General features: G+C 62.7%; 18 protein-coding genes and 1 pseudogene. 12 read left to right on the forward strand and 7 right to left on the reverse strand.

Features of this window, described 5'->3' with window-relative positions:
* Positions 1–202: pseudogene (locus JXQ94_RS05840) on the forward strand (urocanate hydratase); the annotation flags it as partial.
* Here the strand turns inward: JXQ94_RS05840 and JXQ94_RS05845 are convergent.
* Positions 199–597 carry a hypothetical protein gene (locus JXQ94_RS05845; protein WP_421922853.1) on the reverse strand — a complete coding sequence of 133 codons (399 nt, stop codon included), beginning with the start codon at positions 595–597 and terminating at the stop codon, positions 199–201. The pseudogene JXQ94_RS05840 and the gene JXQ94_RS05845 sit on opposite strands and share 4 nt — an antisense overlap.
* Before the next feature lie 163 nt (positions 598–760).
* On the opposite strand from JXQ94_RS05845, the gene JXQ94_RS05850 reads away from it, so the two are divergent.
* Positions 761–1,006: a hypothetical protein gene (locus JXQ94_RS05850; RefSeq protein ID WP_421922854.1), complete on the forward strand. Its 246-nt coding sequence runs from the start codon at positions 761–763 to the stop codon at positions 1,004–1,006.
* Positions 1,007–1,075: 69 nt separating this feature from the next.
* Here JXQ94_RS05850 and JXQ94_RS05855 read toward each other — a convergent pair whose 3' ends face one another.
* Positions 1,076–1,723, reverse strand: a complete 648-nt coding sequence (locus JXQ94_RS05855) for a hypothetical protein (RefSeq protein WP_421922855.1) — start codon at positions 1,721–1,723, stop codon at positions 1,076–1,078.
* Between the two features lie 489 nt (positions 1,724–2,212).
* Between JXQ94_RS05855 and JXQ94_RS05860 the strand changes: the two genes are divergently transcribed.
* From JXQ94_RS05860 to JXQ94_RS05875, 4 genes are all read left to right on the forward strand, one after another.
* A complete protein-coding gene (locus JXQ94_RS05860) occupies positions 2,213–3,415 on the forward strand; it encodes a glycine C-acetyltransferase (protein ID WP_421922856.1) in 1,203 nt (400 codons plus the stop codon).
* Positions 3,416–3,513: 98 nt separating this feature from the next.
* Positions 3,514–4,941, forward strand: a complete 1,428-nt coding sequence (locus JXQ94_RS05865) for an amidohydrolase family protein (protein WP_421922857.1) — start codon at positions 3,514–3,516, stop codon at positions 4,939–4,941.
* Positions 4,942–5,070: 129 nt separating this feature from the next.
* On the forward strand, positions 5,071–5,457 hold the full coding sequence (locus JXQ94_RS05870) for a membrane protease subunit (RefSeq protein WP_421922858.1): 387 nt from the start codon (positions 5,071–5,073) through the stop codon (positions 5,455–5,457).
* 191 nt (positions 5,458–5,648) lie between these two features.
* Positions 5,649–6,827, forward strand: a complete 1,179-nt coding sequence (locus JXQ94_RS05875) for a hypothetical protein (protein ID WP_421922859.1) — start codon at positions 5,649–5,651, stop codon at positions 6,825–6,827.
* A 73-nt stretch (positions 6,828–6,900) separates the two neighbouring features.
* Here JXQ94_RS05875 and JXQ94_RS05880 read toward each other — a convergent pair whose 3' ends face one another.
* Positions 6,901–8,082: a phage tail sheath family protein gene (locus JXQ94_RS05880; protein ID WP_421922860.1), complete on the reverse strand. Its 1,182-nt coding sequence runs from the start codon at positions 8,080–8,082 to the stop codon at positions 6,901–6,903.
* Positions 8,083–8,203: 121 nt separating this feature from the next.
* Between JXQ94_RS05880 and JXQ94_RS05885 the strand changes: the two genes are divergently transcribed.
* From JXQ94_RS05885 to JXQ94_RS05900, 4 genes are read left to right on the forward strand one after another with little or no spacing between them, the layout of a single operon-like run.
* The gene (locus JXQ94_RS05885; RefSeq protein WP_421922861.1) at positions 8,204–9,313 is read left to right on the forward strand and encodes an NAD(P)/FAD-dependent oxidoreductase; all 1,110 of its coding nucleotides are present in this window, start codon (positions 8,204–8,206) and stop codon (positions 9,311–9,313) included.
* 43 nt (positions 9,314–9,356) lie between these two features.
* Entirely contained in the window at positions 9,357–10,196 is an 840-nt protein-coding gene (locus JXQ94_RS05890) for a hypothetical protein (RefSeq protein ID WP_421922862.1), read from the forward strand.
* Positions 10,193–11,221: an L-threonine 3-dehydrogenase gene (gene tdh / locus JXQ94_RS05895; RefSeq protein WP_421922863.1), complete on the forward strand. Its 1,029-nt coding sequence runs from the start codon at positions 10,193–10,195 to the stop codon at positions 11,219–11,221. The genes JXQ94_RS05890 and tdh overlap by 4 nt, the downstream gene beginning before the upstream one ends.
* Positions 11,222–11,260: 39 nt before the next feature.
* Positions 11,261–11,929, forward strand: a complete 669-nt coding sequence (locus JXQ94_RS05900) for a nitroreductase family protein (RefSeq protein WP_421922864.1) — start codon at positions 11,261–11,263, stop codon at positions 11,927–11,929.
* A 74-nt stretch (positions 11,930–12,003) separates the two neighbouring features.
* Here JXQ94_RS05900 and JXQ94_RS05905 read toward each other — a convergent pair whose 3' ends face one another.
* The 3 genes from JXQ94_RS05905 to JXQ94_RS05915 all read right to left on the reverse strand — a co-directional run bounded on the left by JXQ94_RS05905 (position 12,004) and on the right by JXQ94_RS05915 (position 16,101).
* On the reverse strand, positions 12,004–13,740 hold the full coding sequence (locus tag JXQ94_RS05905) for an alpha/beta hydrolase family protein (protein ID WP_421922865.1): 1,737 nt from the start codon (positions 13,738–13,740) through the stop codon (positions 12,004–12,006).
* 329 nt (positions 13,741–14,069) lie between these two features.
* Complete coding sequence (locus JXQ94_RS05910; protein ID WP_295694000.1) at positions 14,070–14,273, reverse strand: superinfection immunity protein; 204 nt, start codon at positions 14,271–14,273, stop codon at positions 14,070–14,072.
* 184 nt (positions 14,274–14,457) lie between these two features.
* Complete coding sequence (locus JXQ94_RS05915; protein ID WP_421922866.1) at positions 14,458–16,101, reverse strand: long-chain-fatty-acid--CoA ligase; 1,644 nt, start codon at positions 16,099–16,101, stop codon at positions 14,458–14,460.
* A gap of 158 nt (positions 16,102–16,259) precedes the next feature.
* Here JXQ94_RS05915 and JXQ94_RS05920 point away from each other — a divergent pair, with 158 nt between their 5' ends.
* Together JXQ94_RS05920 and JXQ94_RS05925 are read left to right on the forward strand one after the other, a co-directional pair.
* The gene (locus JXQ94_RS05920; protein ID WP_421922867.1) at positions 16,260–17,255 is read left to right on the forward strand and encodes a threonine ammonia-lyase; all 996 of its coding nucleotides are present in this window, start codon (positions 16,260–16,262) and stop codon (positions 17,253–17,255) included.
* A 153-nt stretch (positions 17,256–17,408) separates the two neighbouring features.
* Entirely contained in the window at positions 17,409–17,855 is a 447-nt protein-coding gene (locus JXQ94_RS05925) for a helix-turn-helix domain-containing protein (RefSeq protein ID WP_421922868.1), read from the forward strand.
* 58 nt (positions 17,856–17,913) lie between these two features.
* On the opposite strand, the gene JXQ94_RS05930 is transcribed toward JXQ94_RS05925, so the two are convergent.
* On the reverse strand, positions 17,914–19,974 hold the full coding sequence (locus JXQ94_RS05930; protein WP_421922869.1) for a lytic transglycosylase domain-containing protein: 2,061 nt from the start codon (positions 19,972–19,974) through the stop codon (positions 17,914–17,916).
* Positions 19,975–20,045 lie beyond the last annotated feature (71 nt).

Below are 20,045 nucleotides of genomic sequence, written 5' to 3' on the forward strand. Positions count from 1 at the left end.
TGGTGGCGGTGTCGGCATGGGCTATTCGATGCATTCCGGCCAGGTCGTCCTCGCCGACGGCACCGACGAGGCGGCCGCCCGCGTCGGCCGCGTGCTGTGGAATGATCCGGGTACCGGCGTGATGCGCCATGCGGATGCGGGGTATGAGATTGCGAAGGATTGCGCTCGGGAGCAGGGGCTGGATCTGCCGAGCGTGGATTAGGCAAACCGTACTCGGGCCCGTCCCGGAGAGCCGAGATAGAGGTCTTGAGACGTTCTGCCTGATGAGCTGGTCACAGCGACCGTGAAATGCCTGCCCTGCACTGGGTCGGTGCCGAACCGAACCGTCAGTTCCTTGAACTCGTCAACCGAGCACCCGTGTTTGTCGCAGAGCCGCTTCAATCCTTGCGGTCCGCGCGCGATGATACGGGCGAGCCCTGCGGTCACTGGTGATCCGGTCGAAGTCCCCGCCAGAAAGTCCACGGTTATCTGCCCTTCGGGCGCGCTTGCGGCTTCGTCAAAGAGATAGATTTCGTACTCGCCGAGCAAAAAGCTGATCCCGGATGCGTAGGAATCCGCTAGATTGTGGGCAATGGATTTCAAAGTGCGGAACTTCATTTTCGGGACTTCTATCAATCAGCTCATCAGCGAGTGGGCCGCATTGGAGTGGTGGGGTCAAGGACTTAGAGTGCAAAGGTGTGGCAGGGTTTGACCCGCGAAGGATTGCGCGCGGGAGCAGAGGCTGGAGCTGCCGAGCACGGAGCAGGGAGTAACGGCGGCCATGATCAGACTGCTCGCCCTGGCATGGACCCTGTTGTCTGTCGTGTTGGCGGTCTGGGTCGGTTGGTTGTTTGCGACGCTTCACTGGGGCAATCGCGGGTGTTTCGATGAGAATGGCCGCTGTTTTGCCGACGGCGTCGTGCACCACGACGTGACCGTCATCTATTTCTTGATGGCCGTGCTCTCAATCATCTCTGCCTTGGGCGGTCTCGTCCTTGCCATCCGTTTGCGACGGTCCGGGTCCTGAGGGATCCCGTTGCGCGGACGTGCGTCGGGCTGACAATCAAACGGGAAGTGGAGATGCGTTCCAGCCCTCTCACCCTTCCGGCGGGGCCGTCGTAACCAGAAGCCCGCCAATATAGAGAACATTGATCCCGATCCCGATCAGGCTGGCGGTCTTGATCTTGCGTTGGCTGATCAGGTCATAGACCGGGATAGCCAGCAGGAAGAACAGCCAGATCGGCAGGACGAGATACTCATTGAGGTGGAAGACATAGGTCACCCGCGCGAAGGCCGGCAGCATCAGGGCGAGACCGGCGAAGAGCATGAAGCGCTTGTGCAGCTCGGCCGTGGTGCGGTTGAGGAGACCGAGCCCGTAGAACACCAGGAAGACGGTCACATTGGCGCTGTTGGCGATCAGGATCGTGTTTTCACCGGTACGCTGCATGTTCTCCCAGGACACCCAGATCCCGGTCGGCAGCATGATCGCGACCAGGGCAAGGCTGGCGAAGCCGAGGGTTTTGTGCAGCCCGGCCCGGCCGCGCGCGATCAGGCCAGTCTGCACCACCATCAATGCATACCAGAGCCCCATCGAGACGGCATGCAGGTGGAGGTGCGGGCGCATCGGAGCCAGGTGATCGCCATTGATCAATGCATGCAGCGGAAATGCAGACACCACGATGGCGAAGAGCGCCAGCGCGTAGAAAAAGAAGAAGCGCTCACCGCGCCCGGCCGTTGTCACCATGTCGCCCCCCCAGAGCCTGACGCCGGAGCGTGCGGGGGTGGGCGGTGAGTGTCAAATGGAAACGAAACGATGCGTCACCAGTCTGGGGAAGGTTGGGCTATCGATACATTTTTTCCGAAGGCGCGACAGCGCTGTCCGGGAACGCCGGGATACTCATCGCTTGTGAAGACGCGCAGTCGGTCCCGGCGCTCCAACCGGCTTTTGCCGGTTTCGGGCCGGGAAAACGGAGTGCGGCATGTCCCAATCCCGCTCCTCCTTTGTCATCCCGGACGGATGCCCGGCCTTGAGCCGGGCGAAGATCCGGGACCCAGACACCGGGTGCGTGTTCGAATATACGCCGTCATGCTGCCGCACCGGCATCCTGCCGGGCTTCGTGTCGATGGGTCCCGGCTCTGCGCCCCGCCTTCGCGAGGCGTCCGGCCGGGATGACAAGCAAGGGGCAGGGCAATAGAAGGTGGGCCAACACAGACTCATCCACGGAGCCCCTTCATGTCCGACGCGTTCTTTGCCGATCTCAAAGCCGAACTCGCCCAGATCGACGCCGATGGTCTCTACAAGCGTGAACGCATCATCACCTCGCAGCAATTCTCCGAGATCGATGTGACGGCGGACGGGGCGTCCAGCCATGTCATCAATTTCTGCGCCAATAACTATCTCGGCCTGGCCAACCGGCCGGAGTTGATCGAGGCCGCCAAGACCACACTCGACAGTCATGGTTTCGGCGTCGCTTCGGTGCGCTTCATCTGTGGTACGCAGGACCTGCACAAACAGCTGGAAGCCAAGGTCGCGGCCTTTGCCGGCTGTGAGGATGCCATCCTCTATGCCGCCGCCTTCGACGCCAATGGCGGTGTGTTCGAGCCGCTTCTGGGGCCGGAGGATGCGATCATCTCGGACGCACTCAACCACGCCTCGATCATCGATGGCGTTCGTCTTTGCAAGGCCAAGCGCTATCGCTACGCCAATTCCGACATGGCGGATCTCGAGACCCAGCTGAAACAGGCCCGGGCGGACGGCGCGCGGCATGTCCTGATCGTCACCGACGGCGTCTTCTCGATGGATGGCTATATCGCCGACCTGAAATCCATCGTCGGCCTGGCCAAACAGTATGATGCGCTGACCATGGTCGATGACTGCCATGCGCACGGCTTCATGGGCTCACAAGGCCGCGGCACGCCGGAGCATTGCGGGGTGCTGGGCGAGATCGACATCATCACCGGCACCTTCGGCAAGGCATTGGGCGGCGCGATGGGCGGTTTCACCGCGGCGCGCAAGGAGATCATCGACATGCTGCGCCAGCGCTCGCGGCCCTATCTGTTTTCCAACTCACTGGCGCCGGCCATCGCGGGGGCGTCGCTCAAGGCGCTCGACATGGTCGCCGAGGGGGGCGATCTGCGGGCCCGCCTGTTCGACAATGCGAAACGCTTCCGCGCGGGCATGAGCGACGCCGGCTTCGACCTCCTGCCCGGCGAGCACCCGATCATCCCGGTCATGCTGGGCGATGCCAATCTGGCCCAGGAGATGGCGTCAAAACTGATGGGTGAGGGCGTCTATGTAATCGGCTTCTTCTTCCCCGTCGTGCCCAAGGGCAAGGCGCGCATCCGCACGCAGATGAGCGCAGCCCACACGCCGGAACAGATCGACCGGGCTGTGGCGGCGTTTACGAAGGTTGGCAAGGAATTGGGCGTTATCTAGGCGCGACGCGGCAACGCGGCGGTTTGGGCGAAAAGTTCCTCTCGCGTGTTTCATCCGACCTGCAGGCGACAGACGACAGAGAAAAGGAAAGTGTGGCTGTGAGGGTTTCGCTTTTTACGACAATACTCGTTTGCCTGGCGCTCATCGGGTGCGCCTCCGATAGCGATGATCTCCTGATCGAAAACGTCGTGATCGTCTCCGCCGAGCGTGAGACGGCCTCCGATGCCATGAATGTCCTGATCCGTGACGGCCTCATTGCGGAAATCTCCGTCGAGCCGATCAGGGTCGACCGATCGGTCATGCGGATCGAAGGCAATGGTCGCTTCCTGACGCCGGGCCTGATGGACAGTCATCACCATGTTGCCTTCGTGCCCGGTATGGGCGCGATCGGTGTGGCACCAGCAGGTGATCATGAGGCGCTGGTCGACGCCTTTATGGCGCAACAGCCCCGCAGCCTGCTTTATTATGGCGTTACCCAGATCCTCGATCCGGCGCCTCTTCTGGCTTGGCGCGACTTTGCCGCGAACAGCCCGGCACCGGACTTTTTCCGCTGTGGTGAAATCCCCAATGAGGAAGCCGGTTACCCGATCAATCAGCGCGATGATGCGGATATGCTTTCGCTCTACCCGTATCGCATTTCATCGACCCAGACGCCGGAAATGGTGGTCGAGCGGATCGCGGCGGACGGTGCCATCTGTGTGAAAATCTATCTGGAGGACGGTTTCGGCGCGGAATCGGAATGGCCTCTGTATGATACTGAAACGCTGCGCCGAATCCGGGACGCGGCGCTTGCGCACGAGCTTCCCCTGCTCGCACACGCCAATGCGATCGACATGTATCAGATCGCGCTTGATGCTGACGTTGATGTAATGGCGCACGGCTTGTGGAATTGGCAATGGCCAGAAGGCGACCCGCCCGTTGCAGACATTCTGCAGCGCTTGCACGAGCAAGGTGTCGGCTACATGCCGACCCATCGCGTCATGGAGGGCTTGGGCGAGCATCTGCTACCGTCCCGGATGGATGCGCCGGAATACGCTGACATTGTGCCCGCCGACCTGCTCGACTGGTATCGCGCCGGCGGCGCGGATTGGTTTGCTGATGAGTTGGCCGCCGATTTCCCGCCGGGCATGCCGCGAGACGAGATGGCGGCGATTTTTGGCTATGGCGTCGGGCGCGTTCAGCGGGCGACGGCCTTTCTTGAGCAGATCGGGCATCCGCTGCTTCTGGCAAGCGATTGTCCCGGCAGCCCGACCAGTGCCAATCAACCGGGGCTTTGCACACGGCTCGAGATCGAGAGCCTGGCGCAATCCAGCGTGTCGCCAGAGTCCGTTTTCCGGGCGGGGACCATCAACCCGGCACAGCAATTCGGACTCGAGGCGCGCTACGGCACGGTCGAGGTGGGCAAGGTTGCCAACCTGCTATTGCTGGAGGCCAATCCCCGCCTTGATGTTGGCGCCTGGGATACGATCCAAACCGTCATACTGCACGGCGCGCCCCTTGCGCGTGATGATCTGAAAGCCCGATAGGCTCATCTGACCCCGGATTCGCCCCATCCCAATCCCTCCCGGATTCCGGACGCGCCATTCCCTCTGATAAAGGCTCTCTCCTCGTTATAAGTTGTTGTCATTCAACCGCTTTATAGAAGGAGAGGGGCTATGAGACCTGGTTTGTTCATCGCCATTGCGGCGTTTCTTGTCGTGTCGATCGGTGCCTTGATGTGGGGTCTGCCACAATATGGGATCTGGCAGCAGGAGCTCGCCGGCCGGGCTGAACTGGTCCGCGCGGAGCAGAACCGCCACATCGCCGTGCTCGAGGCGCAGGCCCGGCTTGAGGCCGAGGAGCTGAATGCCGAGGCGGAAGTTGCCCGCGCCCGCGGTGTCGCGGAAGCCAACGCCATCGTCGCAGAAGGCCTGGGCGGTCCGGACGGTTATCTGCGCTATCTGTGGATCCAGTCGCTTGGCGATAATGGCCAGGACGTGATCTACATCCCGACCGAGGCCGGACTTCCCATCCTGGAGGCCAGCCGCCCTATCGCCCGATAGGGCTTGCGACCGGCGCCGTGATCACGGCGCCGGTCTGCCTTTGCGGCACGGGACGCCGCCGGACCCAGTCCCCCTGACCTTTTCCCCAAACACGCGTAGTGTGCCCCTTGCAAACTCGCCTTTTTGGCGAAATCTGCATCCGAATGATCGCTTGGGGGCATCACACGGGTAACGTGACACAGGGGACTGATATGACGGATACTAGCGAAGTGCGTGCGAGCAGTGCGCGTCCATCGGACGAAATGCTGCCTTTCCTGAACAATTTCCACGACATCTTCACGACGATCGGGGTCTTGATCCTGCTCGCCGGCCTTGGCGCCGGCGCCGGTCAGGTAATGGTCGGGCTCGGCCTCGATGAGGGCGAACAGGCCTGGCAGAATGCGCTTATGGCGCTGATTGGCGGGATTGGCATCTTCGCCTGGCTGCTCTCGGCCCTTCTTGTCGGCAAGCAACGCCGCATCCTGCCCGGCATCGTGCTGTCGGCCGTGTTTGGCGTCGCCACCATGGTCGTGCTGGTCTGGGGCTATGCCCAATTCCTGATCCATGGCGTCGGTATCTCCGAAGGGAATTTCGAACTCGCTGGCGAGGGCGCCGAGAATATGGAATTCGGTCGGGACGCCGTGATGATGGTGGTGTCGCAGCTGCCGGCCTCGATCCGCGTCATGCCAATTGTACTCGGTCTCGCCTTCCTGCTGCCGGTCACGGCCTATTATGTCAGCTACCGCCTGCCTTTCGCTGGCGGGCTGATGGGGGTCGGCGTCGTGTTGACCGCCGTGATGACCCTGCTGGCGATCGATCCCTACACGGTGATCGTCTGGGCTCCGACCCTCAATGTCGCCGCTGGTGGTGCCTTGTTGCTGGGCGGTATTCTCTTTGATGCCCGTGATCCGGGCCGTGAGACACGCCTGGCCGGGACGGCCTTCTGGCTCCACTTCTTCGCCGCCCCGATCCTGCTGGGTGCCGTTTTGAACCTCACCCAGACCGGTTGGACCTTCCAGGATAGCGACTTTGCGAATCCGGAATCGCTCAACCTGTTTGCCGCCATGGCGACGGACAGTGCGGAATCGATGCGCCTGGCCATTACGGCGCTGACGGTGATCGGGCTCTTTGCCCTGGTCTCGCTGCTGATCAATCGCCGCGCCCTGATCGTCTCCGGCCTGGTCACGGCGGGCGTCTCGATCGGGGTGATCGTCAATGCGTCCGACCTGGGTGCTGGCGCTGTTGTCGCTGTGACCCTGCTGGTGCTCGGTGCTGTAGTGGTCCTGTTGGGCGCCGCCTGGAACCCGGTCCGCCGGATCCTGCTCGCCCCCATCCCGCAGGCCGGCCCCCTTGGGCGCATCTTTCCGCCAGTGAGCGCAGCGGAAGGCTAGTCCGCCTGTGTCAGCAGGATGGAAAACGCCCGGCCTGTGAGCCGGGCGTTTTTCCGTGTTCGATGATCCGCCTTCAGTTCGGCTCGATCCGCATCTCGTATTCGATCACAATGAACTCCGCCGGCCGGACGGGGGCGACGCCGATCAAGACGACAAGCTTGCCGGCATCGATATCGGCCTGGGTCATGGTTTCGCCCAGTCCGCATTGCACAAAATAGGATTGTGCGGGCGTCTGGCCCATCAGTGCGCCGGCGCGGTAGATCCCGTTGAGAAAATCCACCACCGTCGCCGAAACCTCGCGCCACAAGGCGGCGTCATTGTCGCGTACGGCCGCCCAGGCGAGCGACGCGGGCAGGCTGCCCTCGATCCAGCGCTGCAGGCGACGAACCGGCAGATAGCGTGTGTCCGGCGAGCTGGAGAAAGTCCGGGCCCCCCATAGAACTGTCCCGTTCTGCGGCGTGGTCCAGATCGGATTGGTGTTGGCGTTTGTCATCGCGCCCATTTCCGCCTGGGTGGGGGTCCGTGTCGTGCCGTAGGAAATCCGGGTTTGCAGGCCGGCCGGGGCTTTCCACACGCCGTCCGCGGCCGTTATCGCCATGATGGATCCCATCACGACGGGGCCCGGCGGAACTGTCTCGCCCGCGGAATTGGTCAGCCACGGCGCATAAGCCGCGATGTCCGGATCGCTGAGGCCGAGCCTGGTGCGCCAGTCAGCATAGTCGGTGGCGTTATCCGGCGCATCGATGATCAGTGTCGCAAAGCCGTTGCGGGCCGAGGACAAGGCGCGTTCATACAGGGCGGTCAGGGCGGGGCTTGCATCATCGCGCGCGCCGGTTGCGTCGACCAGATAGAGCAGCGTGAAGGCGAGGTCGCTCCGGTTGTCCAAGGCGTCGAGGGCGGCGTCGTAATCGGCGACGCCGCCTGAATCCGCTGCCGCGTGGACCAGGACGGCGTGCTGGCCGCCCTGATCGAAATAGGGTTGGAGGGTCGGCATGGCCCGATCAAATTCGGCCGGATGCGGATCGCCGGCCGACACGGCGATGATTTCCCCGGTTGGCAGGCCTGAGGCGAGCGGCCCGACGAAAACGGCGACGTCCAGTGGCCGCTCGATGAATACTGACGCCTCCGGCAGCTCGGTGACATAGACACCGGGGTAGGTTGGTTGAGTGATGCGGCGCTGGGCGCCGGCGGGTGGAAGGAGCGAGGCGCTCGCCGCCGTCGCGGCGGCGGACAGCAGAAGTTTGCGGCGATTCATGACATCGACTCCGACAGGTCTTGGCAGGATGGCGTTTGCACAACCTGCCCCATTTACCTCGACGCGTCGCGGTACAATCATGAGGTGAGTCGAGAAAGTCGCCCGGGAGAGGCCTGCCGTCATGGCGTTTGAAACGGATGTGATCATTGTCGGAGGCGGAGCGGTCGGGCTGGCGACCGGACGCGCCTTCGCCCGGCGCGGGCATGAAACCATTGTGCTGGAAGCCCAGGCGAAGATCGGCCAGGGTGTTTCCTCCCGCAATTCCGAGGTCATTCATGGCGGGCTCTATTATCCGACCGGCTCCCTGAAAGCGCGGCTCTGCGTCGCGGGTCGCCTGATGCTCTACGCCTTTCTGGAGCATCATCATCTGCCGCACGACAAGTGCGGCAAGCTTGTCGTGGCCACCGAACCGCACGAAATCGAGCGCCTGGACGCCATCCTCGATCAGGCCAATGCCAATCATGTTGGCGGTATGCGGCGGCTCAGCGGCGCCGAGGCGCGGGCGCTGGAGCCGGACTTGCGGGTCGAAGCCGCGCTCCTGTCGGAAGAAAGCGGCGTCATGGATGCCCATGCCTATATGGACGCCCTGGCCGGCGAGATTGCCGGGCATGGCGGAGCGATTGCGGTCAATACGCCGTTTGCCGGCGCGACCCCCCTCAAGGGCGGCGGGTTTGTGGTCCGCACGGGCGGCGAGCATGCGACCGAGGTGACGACACGCTTTCTGGTGATCGCGGCGGGCCTGGGCGCCCAGTCTGCTGCCGGCCTGATCGAGACGGTCCCGGCAGCCTCCATCCCGCCTTTGCACTATGGCAAGGGCGTCTATTTCACCTTGTCGGGCAAGGCGCCATTCTCGCGCCTGGTCTATCCATTGCCCATTCCCGGCGCTTTGGGGACGCACTATCGCCGCGACCTCGGCGGGCAGGCACGCTTCGGGCCGGACCTCGCCTTCGTCGAGGGTGAGGACTACACGGTCGATCCGGAGCGGGGCGAGGCCTTCTATGCGACCGCTCGACGCTTCTGGCCGGGCCTGCCGGACGGCGCTTTGATGCCGGATTATGCCGGTATCCGGCCCAAACTGCATGGCCCCGGTGAGCCCCAGCCCGATTTCCGCATCGACGGGGCCGATACACATGGCGTTGAAGGGCTGGTTGCGCTGTTCGGCATTGAAAGCCCGGGCCTGACCTCCTCGCTGGCGATCGGTGAGACGGTCGCTGAACGTCTGACCGCTTGATCGCGACGGGTGAAGGCGCACAATGATGCCGATCGGGGGACACATGACAACATCACGCTGGGCCTTTCTGGCCACTCTGGTGCTGACCGTGGCGACACTGGCCTTTCCGCTGGCGCTGTTCGGTTCGCCGCCTGACCTGGGAAGTGCACCGATGGCGGAGGGCTTCAAAACGCCCATCCTTGCACTTGAATTCGCCGAAGACACTGAAGACCTGGACTTTCTTCAGGGTGAGGAGGCCGCCGCATTGAGAGCCTGGCTGGTTGAGGTCCAATTCCTGGACTGGTTCTTCCCGCTGGCCTATGCCGGCATGGCCGCGGCCTTTTTCCTCGGCATGGCGCTGCGGGGACGTTTTCTGGCCGTGATCGGGGTCGGGCTGGCGCTCGCCACCATCCCCGCCGACTGGCAGGAAAACGCGACAATCAACAGCATCCTCGCCGAGATCGAGAACCCGGTCTGCGGCCCCGATATCGAGCCACCGGACGGTCGCGATGATGTCGTTCTGCGCGATTGTCTGCCCGATGGCTATTTCGACGAGGCCAGTAGCGAAGCCGAACTTGTCTCATACGCCCTGGACAGTTTCCTGCCTGTGCGAATCGAAATGCTGCGCATCGATACCTGGGTCAAATGGGGACTGATCGCGGCCTATGCGGCCTGGATGGCTGCCATGTTGTGGATGGATGGGCGCCGTATTCTCGCTGTCCCGGCAGGCGTCGGGGCACTGGCTTTGGTGGCGACTTTTGCTAGCGGCTCAAACGGCCATGTTGCGGAACTGATGTCGATACTGCTCATTCCGATGATGCTCACTTTCCCCATCGCGGCTGTGATGTATCTTCGCGACAAACCCGCCGAGACGGGGACGCCACAAGGTGAGGGAAGCGCATGAAAGCCCTGGTGAAAGCCAAGCCGGAAGAAGGCATCTGGATGGAGGACGTGCCCGAGCCGACGATCGGTCCGGATGATGTTCTCATCAAGGTCAAGCGAACCGCAATCTGCGGGACCGATATTCATATTTATAACTGGGATGACTGGGCCGCCAAGAATGTGCCCACGCCCATGGTCGTCGGGCATGAATATGCCGGCGAGATCGTCGATATCGGCGCCAATGTGACCCGGGTGAAGGTAGGCCAACGCGTCTCCGGCGAAGGGCATGTGGTGGGCGTCACAAGCCGCGCCGCGCGCGCCGGTCGGTTCCATCTGGACCCTGAAACCCGCGGTGTCGGGGTCAATATCCCGGGTGCTTTCGCCGAATACATGAAACTCCCGGCCTTCAATGTCGTCCCGCTGCCGGACGATGTTCCCGACGAGATCGGGGCCATTCTCGACCCGCTTGGCAATGCTGTGCACACCGCCCTGCAATTCGACATGATCGGCGAGGATGTGCTGATCACGGGCGCTGGGCCGATCGGGATCATGGCCGCCGCGATCGCCCGTCATGTCGGCGCCCGGCATGTCGTCCTGACTGATATCAATACCCATCGCCTCCACCTGGCCAGCCAGGTCGCGCCGAATATCCGCACGGTCGATGTCTCGAAGGAGAAAATCGAGGATGTGGCCAAGGAGCTCGGCATGACCGAGGGCTTTGATGTCGGCCTGGAAATGTCCGGCGCGCCGCAAGCCTTCGGCTCGATGCTCCAGAACATGGTGATGGGCGGCAAGGTCGCCATGCTCGGTCTGCCGTCAAAACCGATCGAGGTCGATTTCGGCCAGTTGGTGCTCAAGGCGATCACGCTGAAGGGGATCTATGGCCGCGAGATGTTCGAGACCTGGTACAAGATGATCGCCATGCTCGAGAGCGGTCTCGACGTGTCGCGCATCATCACCCACCGCTATAAAGCCGACGAGTTCCAGAAGGGCTTTGACGCCATGCGCGCCGGCAAGTCGGGCAAAGTGGTGCTGGACTGGGATTGATTGTTTCACCGCACTTGTTCGGGGAGGGGCCCGATGGGCATGGAAAAACGCGTACCGCTTGAAAACTACATCCAATACCCCGAAGCCGAGATGCGCGATCGGGTCAGTCGCTTCACGCAGAATTTGCTCCGGCGCCGCACGGTGCGGGATTACTCCGACAAACCTGTTGAGCGGGCGGTGATCGAGCAGGCCATCATCGCCGCCGGCTCGGCCCCATCCGGCGCCAATCACCAGCCCTGGCATTTCGTGGTCCTGAATGATGCGGAGAAACGCCGCGCCCTGCGTGAGGCGGCTGAGGCCGAGGAAGCAGCCTTCTACGACGGCAAGGCGCCGCAGGAATGGCTCGACGCGCTGGCGCCGCTGGGCACGGACGCCTCCAAGCCCTTCCTGGAGCACGCGCCGGTCCTGATCGCGGTCTTCGCCCAGAAGCGGGGCGGCGAGGAAATCGGCCAGGACAAGAAGAATTATTACATCCACGAGAGTGTCGGGATCGCCTGCGGTTTCCTGCTGGCGGCGCTGCACGAGGCGGGTCTTGTCACCCTGACCCACACGCCCAATCCGATGCGCTTCCTCAATGAGGTCTGCGAGCGTCCGGCCGGGGAAAAACCCTACATGCTGATCGTTGGCGGCTATCCGGCCGAGGACGCGACCGTTCCCGAACACGCCCTGGTCAAGAAAAGCCTCGACGAGATCACGACCTGGCTGTGAGGCAGAGACGAGCGGGCGACAGGCATGACGTCGCGCTGTCGCGTTGATCATACCCGTCACCCATTTCGTCGTACTCAATCCACGAAGCGCGCGGCGATCCAGTCCGAGATCAGGTCCAGCGCGTGAGGCGCGAAGGTTTCCTCGATCTCCGCGTATTCCGCGACCATGCCGGTCTGCGCTGTCTGGAACATGTGGTTGAGACCCTCAAGCTCCATCACCGTGACGTCGGGATTGCCGGACAGGCCAGCTTCCACCCCGGCCAGATTGGCATCGGGGATGACCTGGAGGTCGAGCGAACCATTCACGGCCAGGACGGGCTGATCGACACGTGACAGATAGCTGGCCGGATCGTGCTGCAGGAAGGTGCGTTGCCAGGCCCGGACATTCTGGCTGATCAGGAGCTCGCGTTGCGCTGGTGCCGCTCCGAGCAGGGCCAGTATGTCATCGGTCAGGAGCGCGGTGAGCGCAGAACGGGCTTCGGCTTCATTCGCCGCAGCGCTCACCGAGCCGGTGATTTGCGGGATCAGGCGCGCCAGGGCGTCCAGCTCGTCTTCGCTGCGACCTCCGGCGCGGGCCGCCGCCAGTGACTGATCGAGAATGATCTGCTCGCCGGTCGTGCCCGGGCCGGCCAGCAGGACCAGGAAGGCGACCGCGTCATTGTCGGCGGCGACAATGGGAGCGATCAGTCCGCCCTCGCTATGCCCGATCAGGCCGATGGCGGATGTGTCGACCTCCGGCCGATCCCGCAGCCAGGCCAGCGCGGCCTCGGTGTCTGAGGCGAAGTCCAGCGAGGTCGAGGACGCGAAATCGCCGGTCGATTCCGCGAAGCCGCGATCATCATAGCGCAGCACGGCAATGCCATTGCGCGTGAGATGATCAGCCAGCACGGCGAATGGGCGATGGGTCCACACGGTCTCGTCGCGATCCTGCGGGCCGGACCCGGAAATCAGGATGGCGGCCGGGAAGGGGCCCTCTCCAGCCGGGATGGTCAGCGTGCCGGCGAGGGTCACGCCCTCGGCCTCGGAATTGTCGAAGCGGACCGTCTCGACGGTGTAGGGAAAGGGGCCGGTTGGCTCTTGTGGTCGATTGGGCCCGGTGACGACCTCGGCCGTCCGTTGAAAGCCGACCTCGGCATCGGGGAATCCCGGTCGGGTCCACTCACCGCTCATTGCATCGCCGTCGGCTTCCAGCCTGCCGCGATAGGTTACATTGGCTGCCGGAACGCGAAAACCGATCACGTCACCATCGCGGGACAAATCCGTCACCGGGATGCCATAGGCGGCCTGGGTGACCGAATCGAGCGTGACCTGCGTGCCAGTCTCGCCGGTCTCGATATTGAGCGTGAAAGCCAGTTCGGTCTCGCCGCGGGTCAGCATGCCCTCCCAGACGCCATCCATGCCCTCAACAACCGAAATCTCGACGCCTTCGGGGCGGGTGAAGGCAAGCGGAAATGTCATGCCCTGGCTGAACTCGCCTTCATAGCTTTGGGTCTGCGCATTCCAATGCCCGCTATAGGACGCGCCCATCGCGGCGATGGCGAAGCGCATCGTGTCGGCATCGATCGCAAATTCGCTCATCGGTATCTTCTGTCCGGGCGCCTGGTCGAGGCTTTCCAGTTCGCCGCGATAGCTGCCATCGTCTTGCTCGCTTGCGGTGACCAGCAGGCGCAATTCGCCGCCGGGCGTTGCCAGAACGCCAAGCCAGTCGCCGGATGGGGTGGCGGTGTCGTCGGCCGAGGCCTGGGTGATCGGCATCAAGAGCGCGATCAAGAGGCCCGTCAGCCAGGGGGAGATGTGTCGGAAAACGTGCATATTGCCCTCTGGGTTTTGGCCAGCCGGGGGTGTTCGCCGGTTCAGGGCGCCAGGCTGGCAGTGGGGGATGTGTGGGCGCATCGGTCGGGGGGACGAGAAGGCCCGGTTACGCATCGACAATTAGCTAATGGTCGAAATGTAGTCAAGCGTTATTTCGACGTTTGTCTAAATGATTGGCTCTGCCCAAACAAAAAGCGCCCGGATCGTTGGGGGCGATCCAGGCGCAGCATTGTCCGGTTTGGGGCCGGTTGGGGTAGGCGCGTTTGCCTGGCTGACCGTTGGGGTGTGAGGCTTGGGCGGTCAGCCCGAAAGCAGGGTCTGGGGAACCCTTAGGCCCGCACGCGCCGGCGGATTGCTGTGAAGGACCAGATGAATGCCACGATCCAGCCGATGAAGGTCCAGCCCAACAACAGATTGGTCAGGAAGATCGCGAACGTATTGTCATGGCCACGCAGGAGGCCGATCAGGGTCGGCAGGAAGTAGGCCAGCAGGCCAATCACCGCGACTTCACCACCCATAACGTAAACCTCCATTGTCCTGTCTCCTTCGCCCTCATCAGGGCTTATCGAATTTCGATATGAATGTAGGAGGGGTTGCGAAACCGTACAAGGGAGGGTGAGGGGGGATTAAGTCGATTTAAGTCCCGTGTCAGATGTCGGACATGAAAAAGCCCCGGCCAGGCAGCCGGGGCTTGATCAACAGGGCGGTTGCAAGCGCCTAGGCGTCGACCGTCGGGAATTCGTAATCCTTGTAGATTTCCCGCAACTTGGTCTTGAGAATCTTGCCTGTGGCACCGATCGGCATCTCATCGATGAACTCGACGGCGTCGGGCAGCCACCATTTCGGCACCTCACCACGCAGATACTCGATGATCGAGGCCGCATCCGGTTCGGCGCCTTCCCTGAGCTGGACAACCATGAGCGGTCGTTCCTGCCATTTCGGATGCGGCATTCCGACGGCCGCGGCCATGGCGACCGAGGGATGGCCCATGGCGGCGTTTTCAAGATCGATTGACGAGATCCATTCGCCACCGGTCTTGATGACATCCTTGGACCGGTCGGTGATGGTCATGAAGCCATTGCCGTCCATATGGGCGACATCGCCGGTCTGGAACCATCCATCCTCGGTGAAGCTCTCGGCACCGGCGCCGCGATAATAACCCGAAGCGATCCACGGACCGCGGACCTGGACATGGCCGGAGGACTTCCCGTCCCAGGGCAGTTCCTTGCCTTCATCATCGACAATGCGCATGCCGACGCCGAAGACCAGACGGCCCTGTTTCAGCTTGATCTTGATGATCTCCTCGCGGTCGAGGCCGTCATGTTTCGGCAGCAGCGAATTGACCGTGCCCAGCGGGCTCATCTCGGTCATGCCCCAGCCTTGCTGCATGGTCACGCCATACTTGTCCTCATAGGCGCGTAGCAGGGCTTCCGGCAGGGCTGAGCCCCCGATCAGCACGCGCTCGACGGAGTCGATCCGCTTGCCTTCGGTTTCAAGATAGTTGAGCAGGCCCAGCCAGACAGTCGGGACACCGGCGACATAGCTGACAGTCTCGCTTTCGATGAGCTCGTGAATGCTGGCACCGTCCATCTGGGCGCCCGGCATCACAAGCTTGGCGCCATTCATCGGCGCGGCGTAGGGAATGCCCCAGGCATTGACGTGGAACATCGGCACAACCGGCAACAGCGTACCGCGCGCACCGACACCGATCACGTCGGCTGACGCACTGGCCATCGCGTGAAGCACGCTGGACCGGTGTGAGTAGAGCACGCCTTTGGGGTCGCCCGTGGTGCCGGAGGTGTAGCAAAGTCCGGCTGCCGCATACTCGTCGAAAACCGGCCAGTCGAATTCGGCCGGATACTCGGCGATCAGCTCTTCATAGCTTTTGCACTTGGTCTGGACGCCGTCGAGATGGGTCTTGTCCGTCATCAAGACCCAGTTCTTGACCGATTTGCAGGCCTTCGAGATGGCATCGATGAGCGGCGCGAACTGCTTGTCAAAGAAAACCGTCTTCGACTGAGCGTGATCGAGCATCCAGATCAATTGCTTCGGGTCGAGCCGCGGATTGACCGTGTGCACGACCCCGCCCACGCCGGAGATGGCATAGTAGAGCTCGAAATGGCGGTGCGAATTCCAGGCGATCGTGGCGACCCGATCACCTTCGCGGACCTTGAGCTTTTTCTGCAGGGCATTGGCCAGCTGCTTGGTGCGCTCGTGGGTCTGGGCGTAATTCTGTCGATGGATCTGACCGCTTTCCGGCAGCCGCGTCACGATCTCCTGATCGCCATGGCAATTTGCCGCGTGGACCAGAATGTCCGAAATCATCAACGGACAATCCATCATGTGTGCGCGCAAAGTCATGTTCTTCCCCTGAATATCAACCGTTGCTTCGTGTTTGTGTTTTGCCAATCAAACGGTCTATCGCTCGACGGCGCAATCCCTTTGCTCAATCGATTTGAATTGCTTATGCGTTTTTTCAAGGTGCGGCGCCCTTCCGTGTCCTGTTCAGCCAAGGAGCAATGCCCGTGACTCACCCCGACTCCCTGCCGTCTCATGCGGACATTCTGGATGCGGCCCGACGGTTGGAGGGCCATGTGGTGCGGACGCCGCTTCTGCGCAATGATCAGCTCGATGCCCGCACGGGTGCCCGAATTTTCGTCAAGGCGGAATGCCTTCAGCGTACGGGTTCATTCAAGTTTCGAGGCGCCTTCAACCGGATCTCCCGCCTCGATGATGCGGAAAAGGCGCGCGGCATCCTGGCCTATTCATCCGGCAATCATGCCCAGGGCGTAGCCGCAGCAGCGCGCCTCAACGGCACGACCGCCAAGATCCTGATGCCGGCCGATGCTCCGCGCTCCAAGGTCGCCGGGGTAGAGTTCTGGGGCGGCGAGGTGGTCAGCTATGACCGTGAAACGGAAAGCCGGGAGGCGATGGGCGAGGCGATCGCCGCGGCGGAGGGCCGGATTCTGGTCCCGCCTTATGAAGACCCTCATGTCATCGCCGGTCAGGGGACGGCGGGCCTTGAGGCCGCAGAACAGATGCAGGTGATCGGTCAGCGCCCTGATCTGGTTGTGTGCTGTGCTGGCGGTGGCGGCCTGATTGCGGGTGTCGGGCTGGCCATGCGGCAGGTTTTTGACGAGGTCGGGATATGGGCCGCCGAACCGGAAGGTTTCGACGATCACCGCCGGTCACTGGCGAGCGGTCAACGCGAAACGAATGATCGGCTGACCGGGTCAATCTGCGACGCCATCATCACGCCGACGCCGGGAGCGCTCACCTGGGCGCTCAACGCAACCCAGCTGACGGGGGGAGCTGCGGTGAGTGATGATGAGGCGCTCGACGCCATGCTTGATGCCTGGCGTCACCTCAAAGTCGTGGTCGAGCCCGGTGGGGCAGCAGCCCTGGCGGCGGTTCTTTCCGGCAAGATCGATGTGGCGGGCAAGACTGTCTGTGTCCTGGCGACCGGTGGCAATGTCGATCCGGCCGTTTTCCAGCGGGCGCTTGAACGGGCCTGAACAGGCGACTGACGGTCTTGTGGCGGTGTGTTGGCGTGCCGATGGCGGGCGTCTGGCGTGGCGTTGGCAGCGGTGATCGGGTGTCTGGGGCGAACAAACGGTCTGCCCCTCATCGGTCGGGCTTGCAACGCATCAGGCAAACAGGAGAACACAATGAGCTTCAAGGTCGACGCCGCAAAGATCAAACGTTGGCGTGAGGAACGTCAGTGGTCGCAGGAACATTTCGCAGATCTGGCCGGCATTGGACTGCGCACGATCCAGCGCATCGAGAATGGCGAGACGGCATCGCGCGATTCGCTGATGGCCCTGGCCGCCGCGTTCAATGTCGACACCATGGCGCTGTGCATCGATCCGGAGACCGAGGCGACGGATCGGCTACGCGAGAAAAACCGGCGTGCGCGGGCCGGCATTCTCCTGTCCTTCTGGATCCACCTCGCCAGCTATGTGCTCGGCATGGTTGTCTTCATCGGGATCGGTCTTGGCATCGGCAATGTCGGTGAGATGGCATGGCCTGCTATCTGGTGGACAGTCGGCATCGTCGCGCATGGCGCGACCACCGCCATCATTCATGTCGTGACACACTACTCCGAGCAGCTCTAGCCGGTTTTGGGCGGGGCTCTGGAGCCCCGCCATCGATCCGGCGACCGACTGCCGCGGCTTACTCGTCCGGATCGACCATGATGCGGACAGGGGCCGCACCACGCAGCATGTCGTCCTCGATCAGCAGCGGCACAGCCGCGTCATCATTCAGACGCGAGCGATAGACTTGGAGGTTTTCCATCACGCGCTGGACGTAATTGCGGGTTTCCGAGAAGGGAATGCTTTCGACCCAGTCGATCGGATCAACGTCGGGGTCACGCGGATCGCCGTAATCCTGGATCCAGCGATTGGCCCGGTGACCGCCGGCATTATAGGCCGCCAGCGCGATCACATAGGAGCCGTCATAATCATCCACGACTTCCGCCAGATGGTGCATGGCCAGCAGCAGGTTGTAGTCGAGATCATCCGTTAGCCAGTTGAAGCGATATTGTTCACCCAGATCACGGGCCGTCGCGCGGGCTGTCGCCGGCATCAGCTGCATCATGCCGCGAGCACCGGCACCGGACACGGCATGCTGACCGAATTCCGTTTCCTGGCGAATGATGGAGTGAACCAGGGCGTCTTCCGGGCGCTGCGCGCGGACATTTGTTTGCGGCGGCAGCGTGATCGTCGGGTACGCGCTCTGCGGCAGGATTATGCCGCGCAGCCGGGCGGCCTTTGCGGCCCGCACGGACTGGCGAAGGAAGAGATAATTGCTGGCCAGGCGCGAGAGCAGGACGGCTTCTTGCGGGTCGGTCAGCTGATCGTCGAGCCGGTAGCTGAACAGGCGGAAATAATACTCCTCATCCTGCTCGGCGAGAAGGCGCATCGCGCGAACGAGCGGGCGGGCTTCAAAGCGGACGATGGCGTCCTCGGTCGGTTCCGGATCGCGTTCCAGCGCAAGCTGTCCCGATGAGTCCGGCAACTGGGTCAGGGCCAGTTGACCGTAATAGGCGGTGGAGTGCTGGCCCGCTGCCGCATAGCTGATGGCGGCCTCTTCCGGGCGCCCCAGGGCGTCCAGGGCGCGGGCCATCCAATAGGCGCCGCGTGACTGGCTTACAGGTGTCGAGACATTGGCGTGCAAGCGCGTGAAATGGGCGAGGGACTCCTCTGCCCGATCGAGATGAACCAGGGCCAGCCAGCCAGCCATGAATTCGGCATCAGCGAAGTCTGCCCCGCTGGACATGCCGTGCGCGCGGGCGAGCTGATAAGCCGTGTCATAGTCCTGATCGCGGATCAGGGTGAGGATCATCAATTTGCGCTCGGTCCACATCAATTCCAGCGCTGTCACGTCGGTGTGGCTGTCCGGCAATTGAAGCAGCAGGGGCAGCGTGCTGTCGCGCAGACCCGAGCGGCGTCGCCAGCGCGCCCGCTCGAAGACGAGGCCCGGATCATTCGACAGGCTCGCCGGGATGCGATTGACCGCGCGATCAACACCACTCTGCCGCCCGGCAAGGCGCAGGCGCGCATCGGCGAGATCGCGATTATTGCCGCTCAAGAGCGGCAGCACGCGGCGTGCCAGCGTGCGCTGGTTGGACCAGATCAGATAGTCGATACGGGCCATGTGATCTTCTTCAGTGAAGAGGTCACTATGGCGCTGATAGGTGTCGCTTTGGACGGTCGAGGGCAGGCGGCCGGAGCGCCAGGTCTCGCGCAGCAAATCTTCGCCTTCGGCATTCCGGCCAACCGCGATGAGCGCTTCGGCGAAGCTGACCCGGCCACGTCCCGTGGTCGGCGGGTTCTCCTCGAACCAGCTGACAATGAAGGGCGGGGTGAGGCCGGAGCCATCGATCTTCGACTGCGCTTCCGAGCGGATGAAACTGTCACGTGGCCAGTTGTCCAGCTCGCTCAGGGCAAGGTCGAGTTCCAGGAAGGTGGCGCGGGCGTCGTTGAGCGCGATGCGCCACAGCAAAATATCGCGGGCAGCGGTGTCCGTCAGCTCGAGGCGGAGCGCGCGTACGCGGTCCCATTCCTCATCATCGGCGGCGTCAAGACCTTCCCGAAACCGCTCGAAATCAGCGTCAGAGAGATATTGCGAAAAATTGTGAGGCTCCGGTCGGATGCGGGGCGTCGGGACTTGCGCCTCCGCGGGAACGGAAACGGCAAGTAACACAAGCGCGGCGAAGCAACGTGCGATCATGGCAAACGGAACACTCTTGGATCGACTGGGATGGCCATCATCACAGCAAATCCGCGGGCCTGTCCAGACTT

Source organism: Maricaulis maris (assembly GCF_049116555.1).
GTDB lineage: Bacteria > Pseudomonadota > Alphaproteobacteria > Caulobacterales > Maricaulaceae > Maricaulis > Maricaulis maris_C.

Bases quoted from the DNA above. Each gene is read 5' to 3' on its own strand.
- JXQ94_RS05845 (WP_421922853.1), bottom strand. From the start codon at position 597: ATGAAGTTCCGCACTTTGAAATCCATTGCCCACAATCTAGCGGATTCC.
- JXQ94_RS05850 (WP_421922854.1), top strand. From the start codon at position 761: ATGATCAGACTGCTCGCCCTGGCATGGACCCTGTTGTCTGTCGTGTTG.
- tdh (WP_421922863.1), top strand. From the start codon at position 10,193: ATGAAAGCCCTGGTGAAAGCCAAGCCGGAAGAAGGCATCTGGATGGAG.
- JXQ94_RS05890 (WP_421922862.1), top strand. From the start codon at position 9,357: ATGACAACATCACGCTGGGCCTTTCTGGCCACTCTGGTGCTGACCGTG.
- JXQ94_RS05885 (WP_421922861.1), top strand. From the start codon at position 8,204: ATGGCGTTTGAAACGGATGTGATCATTGTCGGAGGCGGAGCGGTCGGG.
- JXQ94_RS05925 (WP_421922868.1), top strand. From the start codon at position 17,409: ATGAGCTTCAAGGTCGACGCCGCAAAGATCAAACGTTGGCGTGAGGAA.
- JXQ94_RS05910 (WP_295694000.1), bottom strand. From the start codon at position 14,273: ATGGAGGTTTACGTTATGGGTGGTGAAGTCGCGGTGATTGGCCTGCTG.
- JXQ94_RS05880 (WP_421922860.1), bottom strand. From the start codon at position 8,082: ATGAATCGCCGCAAACTTCTGCTGTCCGCCGCCGCGACGGCGGCGAGC.
- JXQ94_RS05900 (WP_421922864.1), top strand. From the start codon at position 11,261: ATGGAAAAACGCGTACCGCTTGAAAACTACATCCAATACCCCGAAGCC.
- JXQ94_RS05930 (WP_421922869.1), bottom strand. From the start codon at position 19,974: ATGATCGCACGTTGCTTCGCCGCGCTTGTGTTACTTGCCGTTTCCGTT.
- JXQ94_RS05875 (WP_421922859.1), top strand. From the start codon at position 5,649: ATGACGGATACTAGCGAAGTGCGTGCGAGCAGTGCGCGTCCATCGGAC.
- JXQ94_RS05920 (WP_421922867.1), top strand. From the start codon at position 16,260: ATGCCCGTGACTCACCCCGACTCCCTGCCGTCTCATGCGGACATTCTG.
- JXQ94_RS05855 (WP_421922855.1), bottom strand. From the start codon at position 1,723: ATGGTGACAACGGCCGGGCGCGGTGAGCGCTTCTTCTTTTTCTACGCG.
- JXQ94_RS05870 (WP_421922858.1), top strand. From the start codon at position 5,071: ATGAGACCTGGTTTGTTCATCGCCATTGCGGCGTTTCTTGTCGTGTCG.
- JXQ94_RS05905 (WP_421922865.1), bottom strand. From the start codon at position 13,740: ATGCACGTTTTCCGACACATCTCCCCCTGGCTGACGGGCCTCTTGATC.
- JXQ94_RS05860 (WP_421922856.1), top strand. From the start codon at position 2,213: ATGTCCGACGCGTTCTTTGCCGATCTCAAAGCCGAACTCGCCCAGATC.
- JXQ94_RS05915 (WP_421922866.1), bottom strand. From the start codon at position 16,101: ATGACTTTGCGCGCACACATGATGGATTGTCCGTTGATGATTTCGGAC.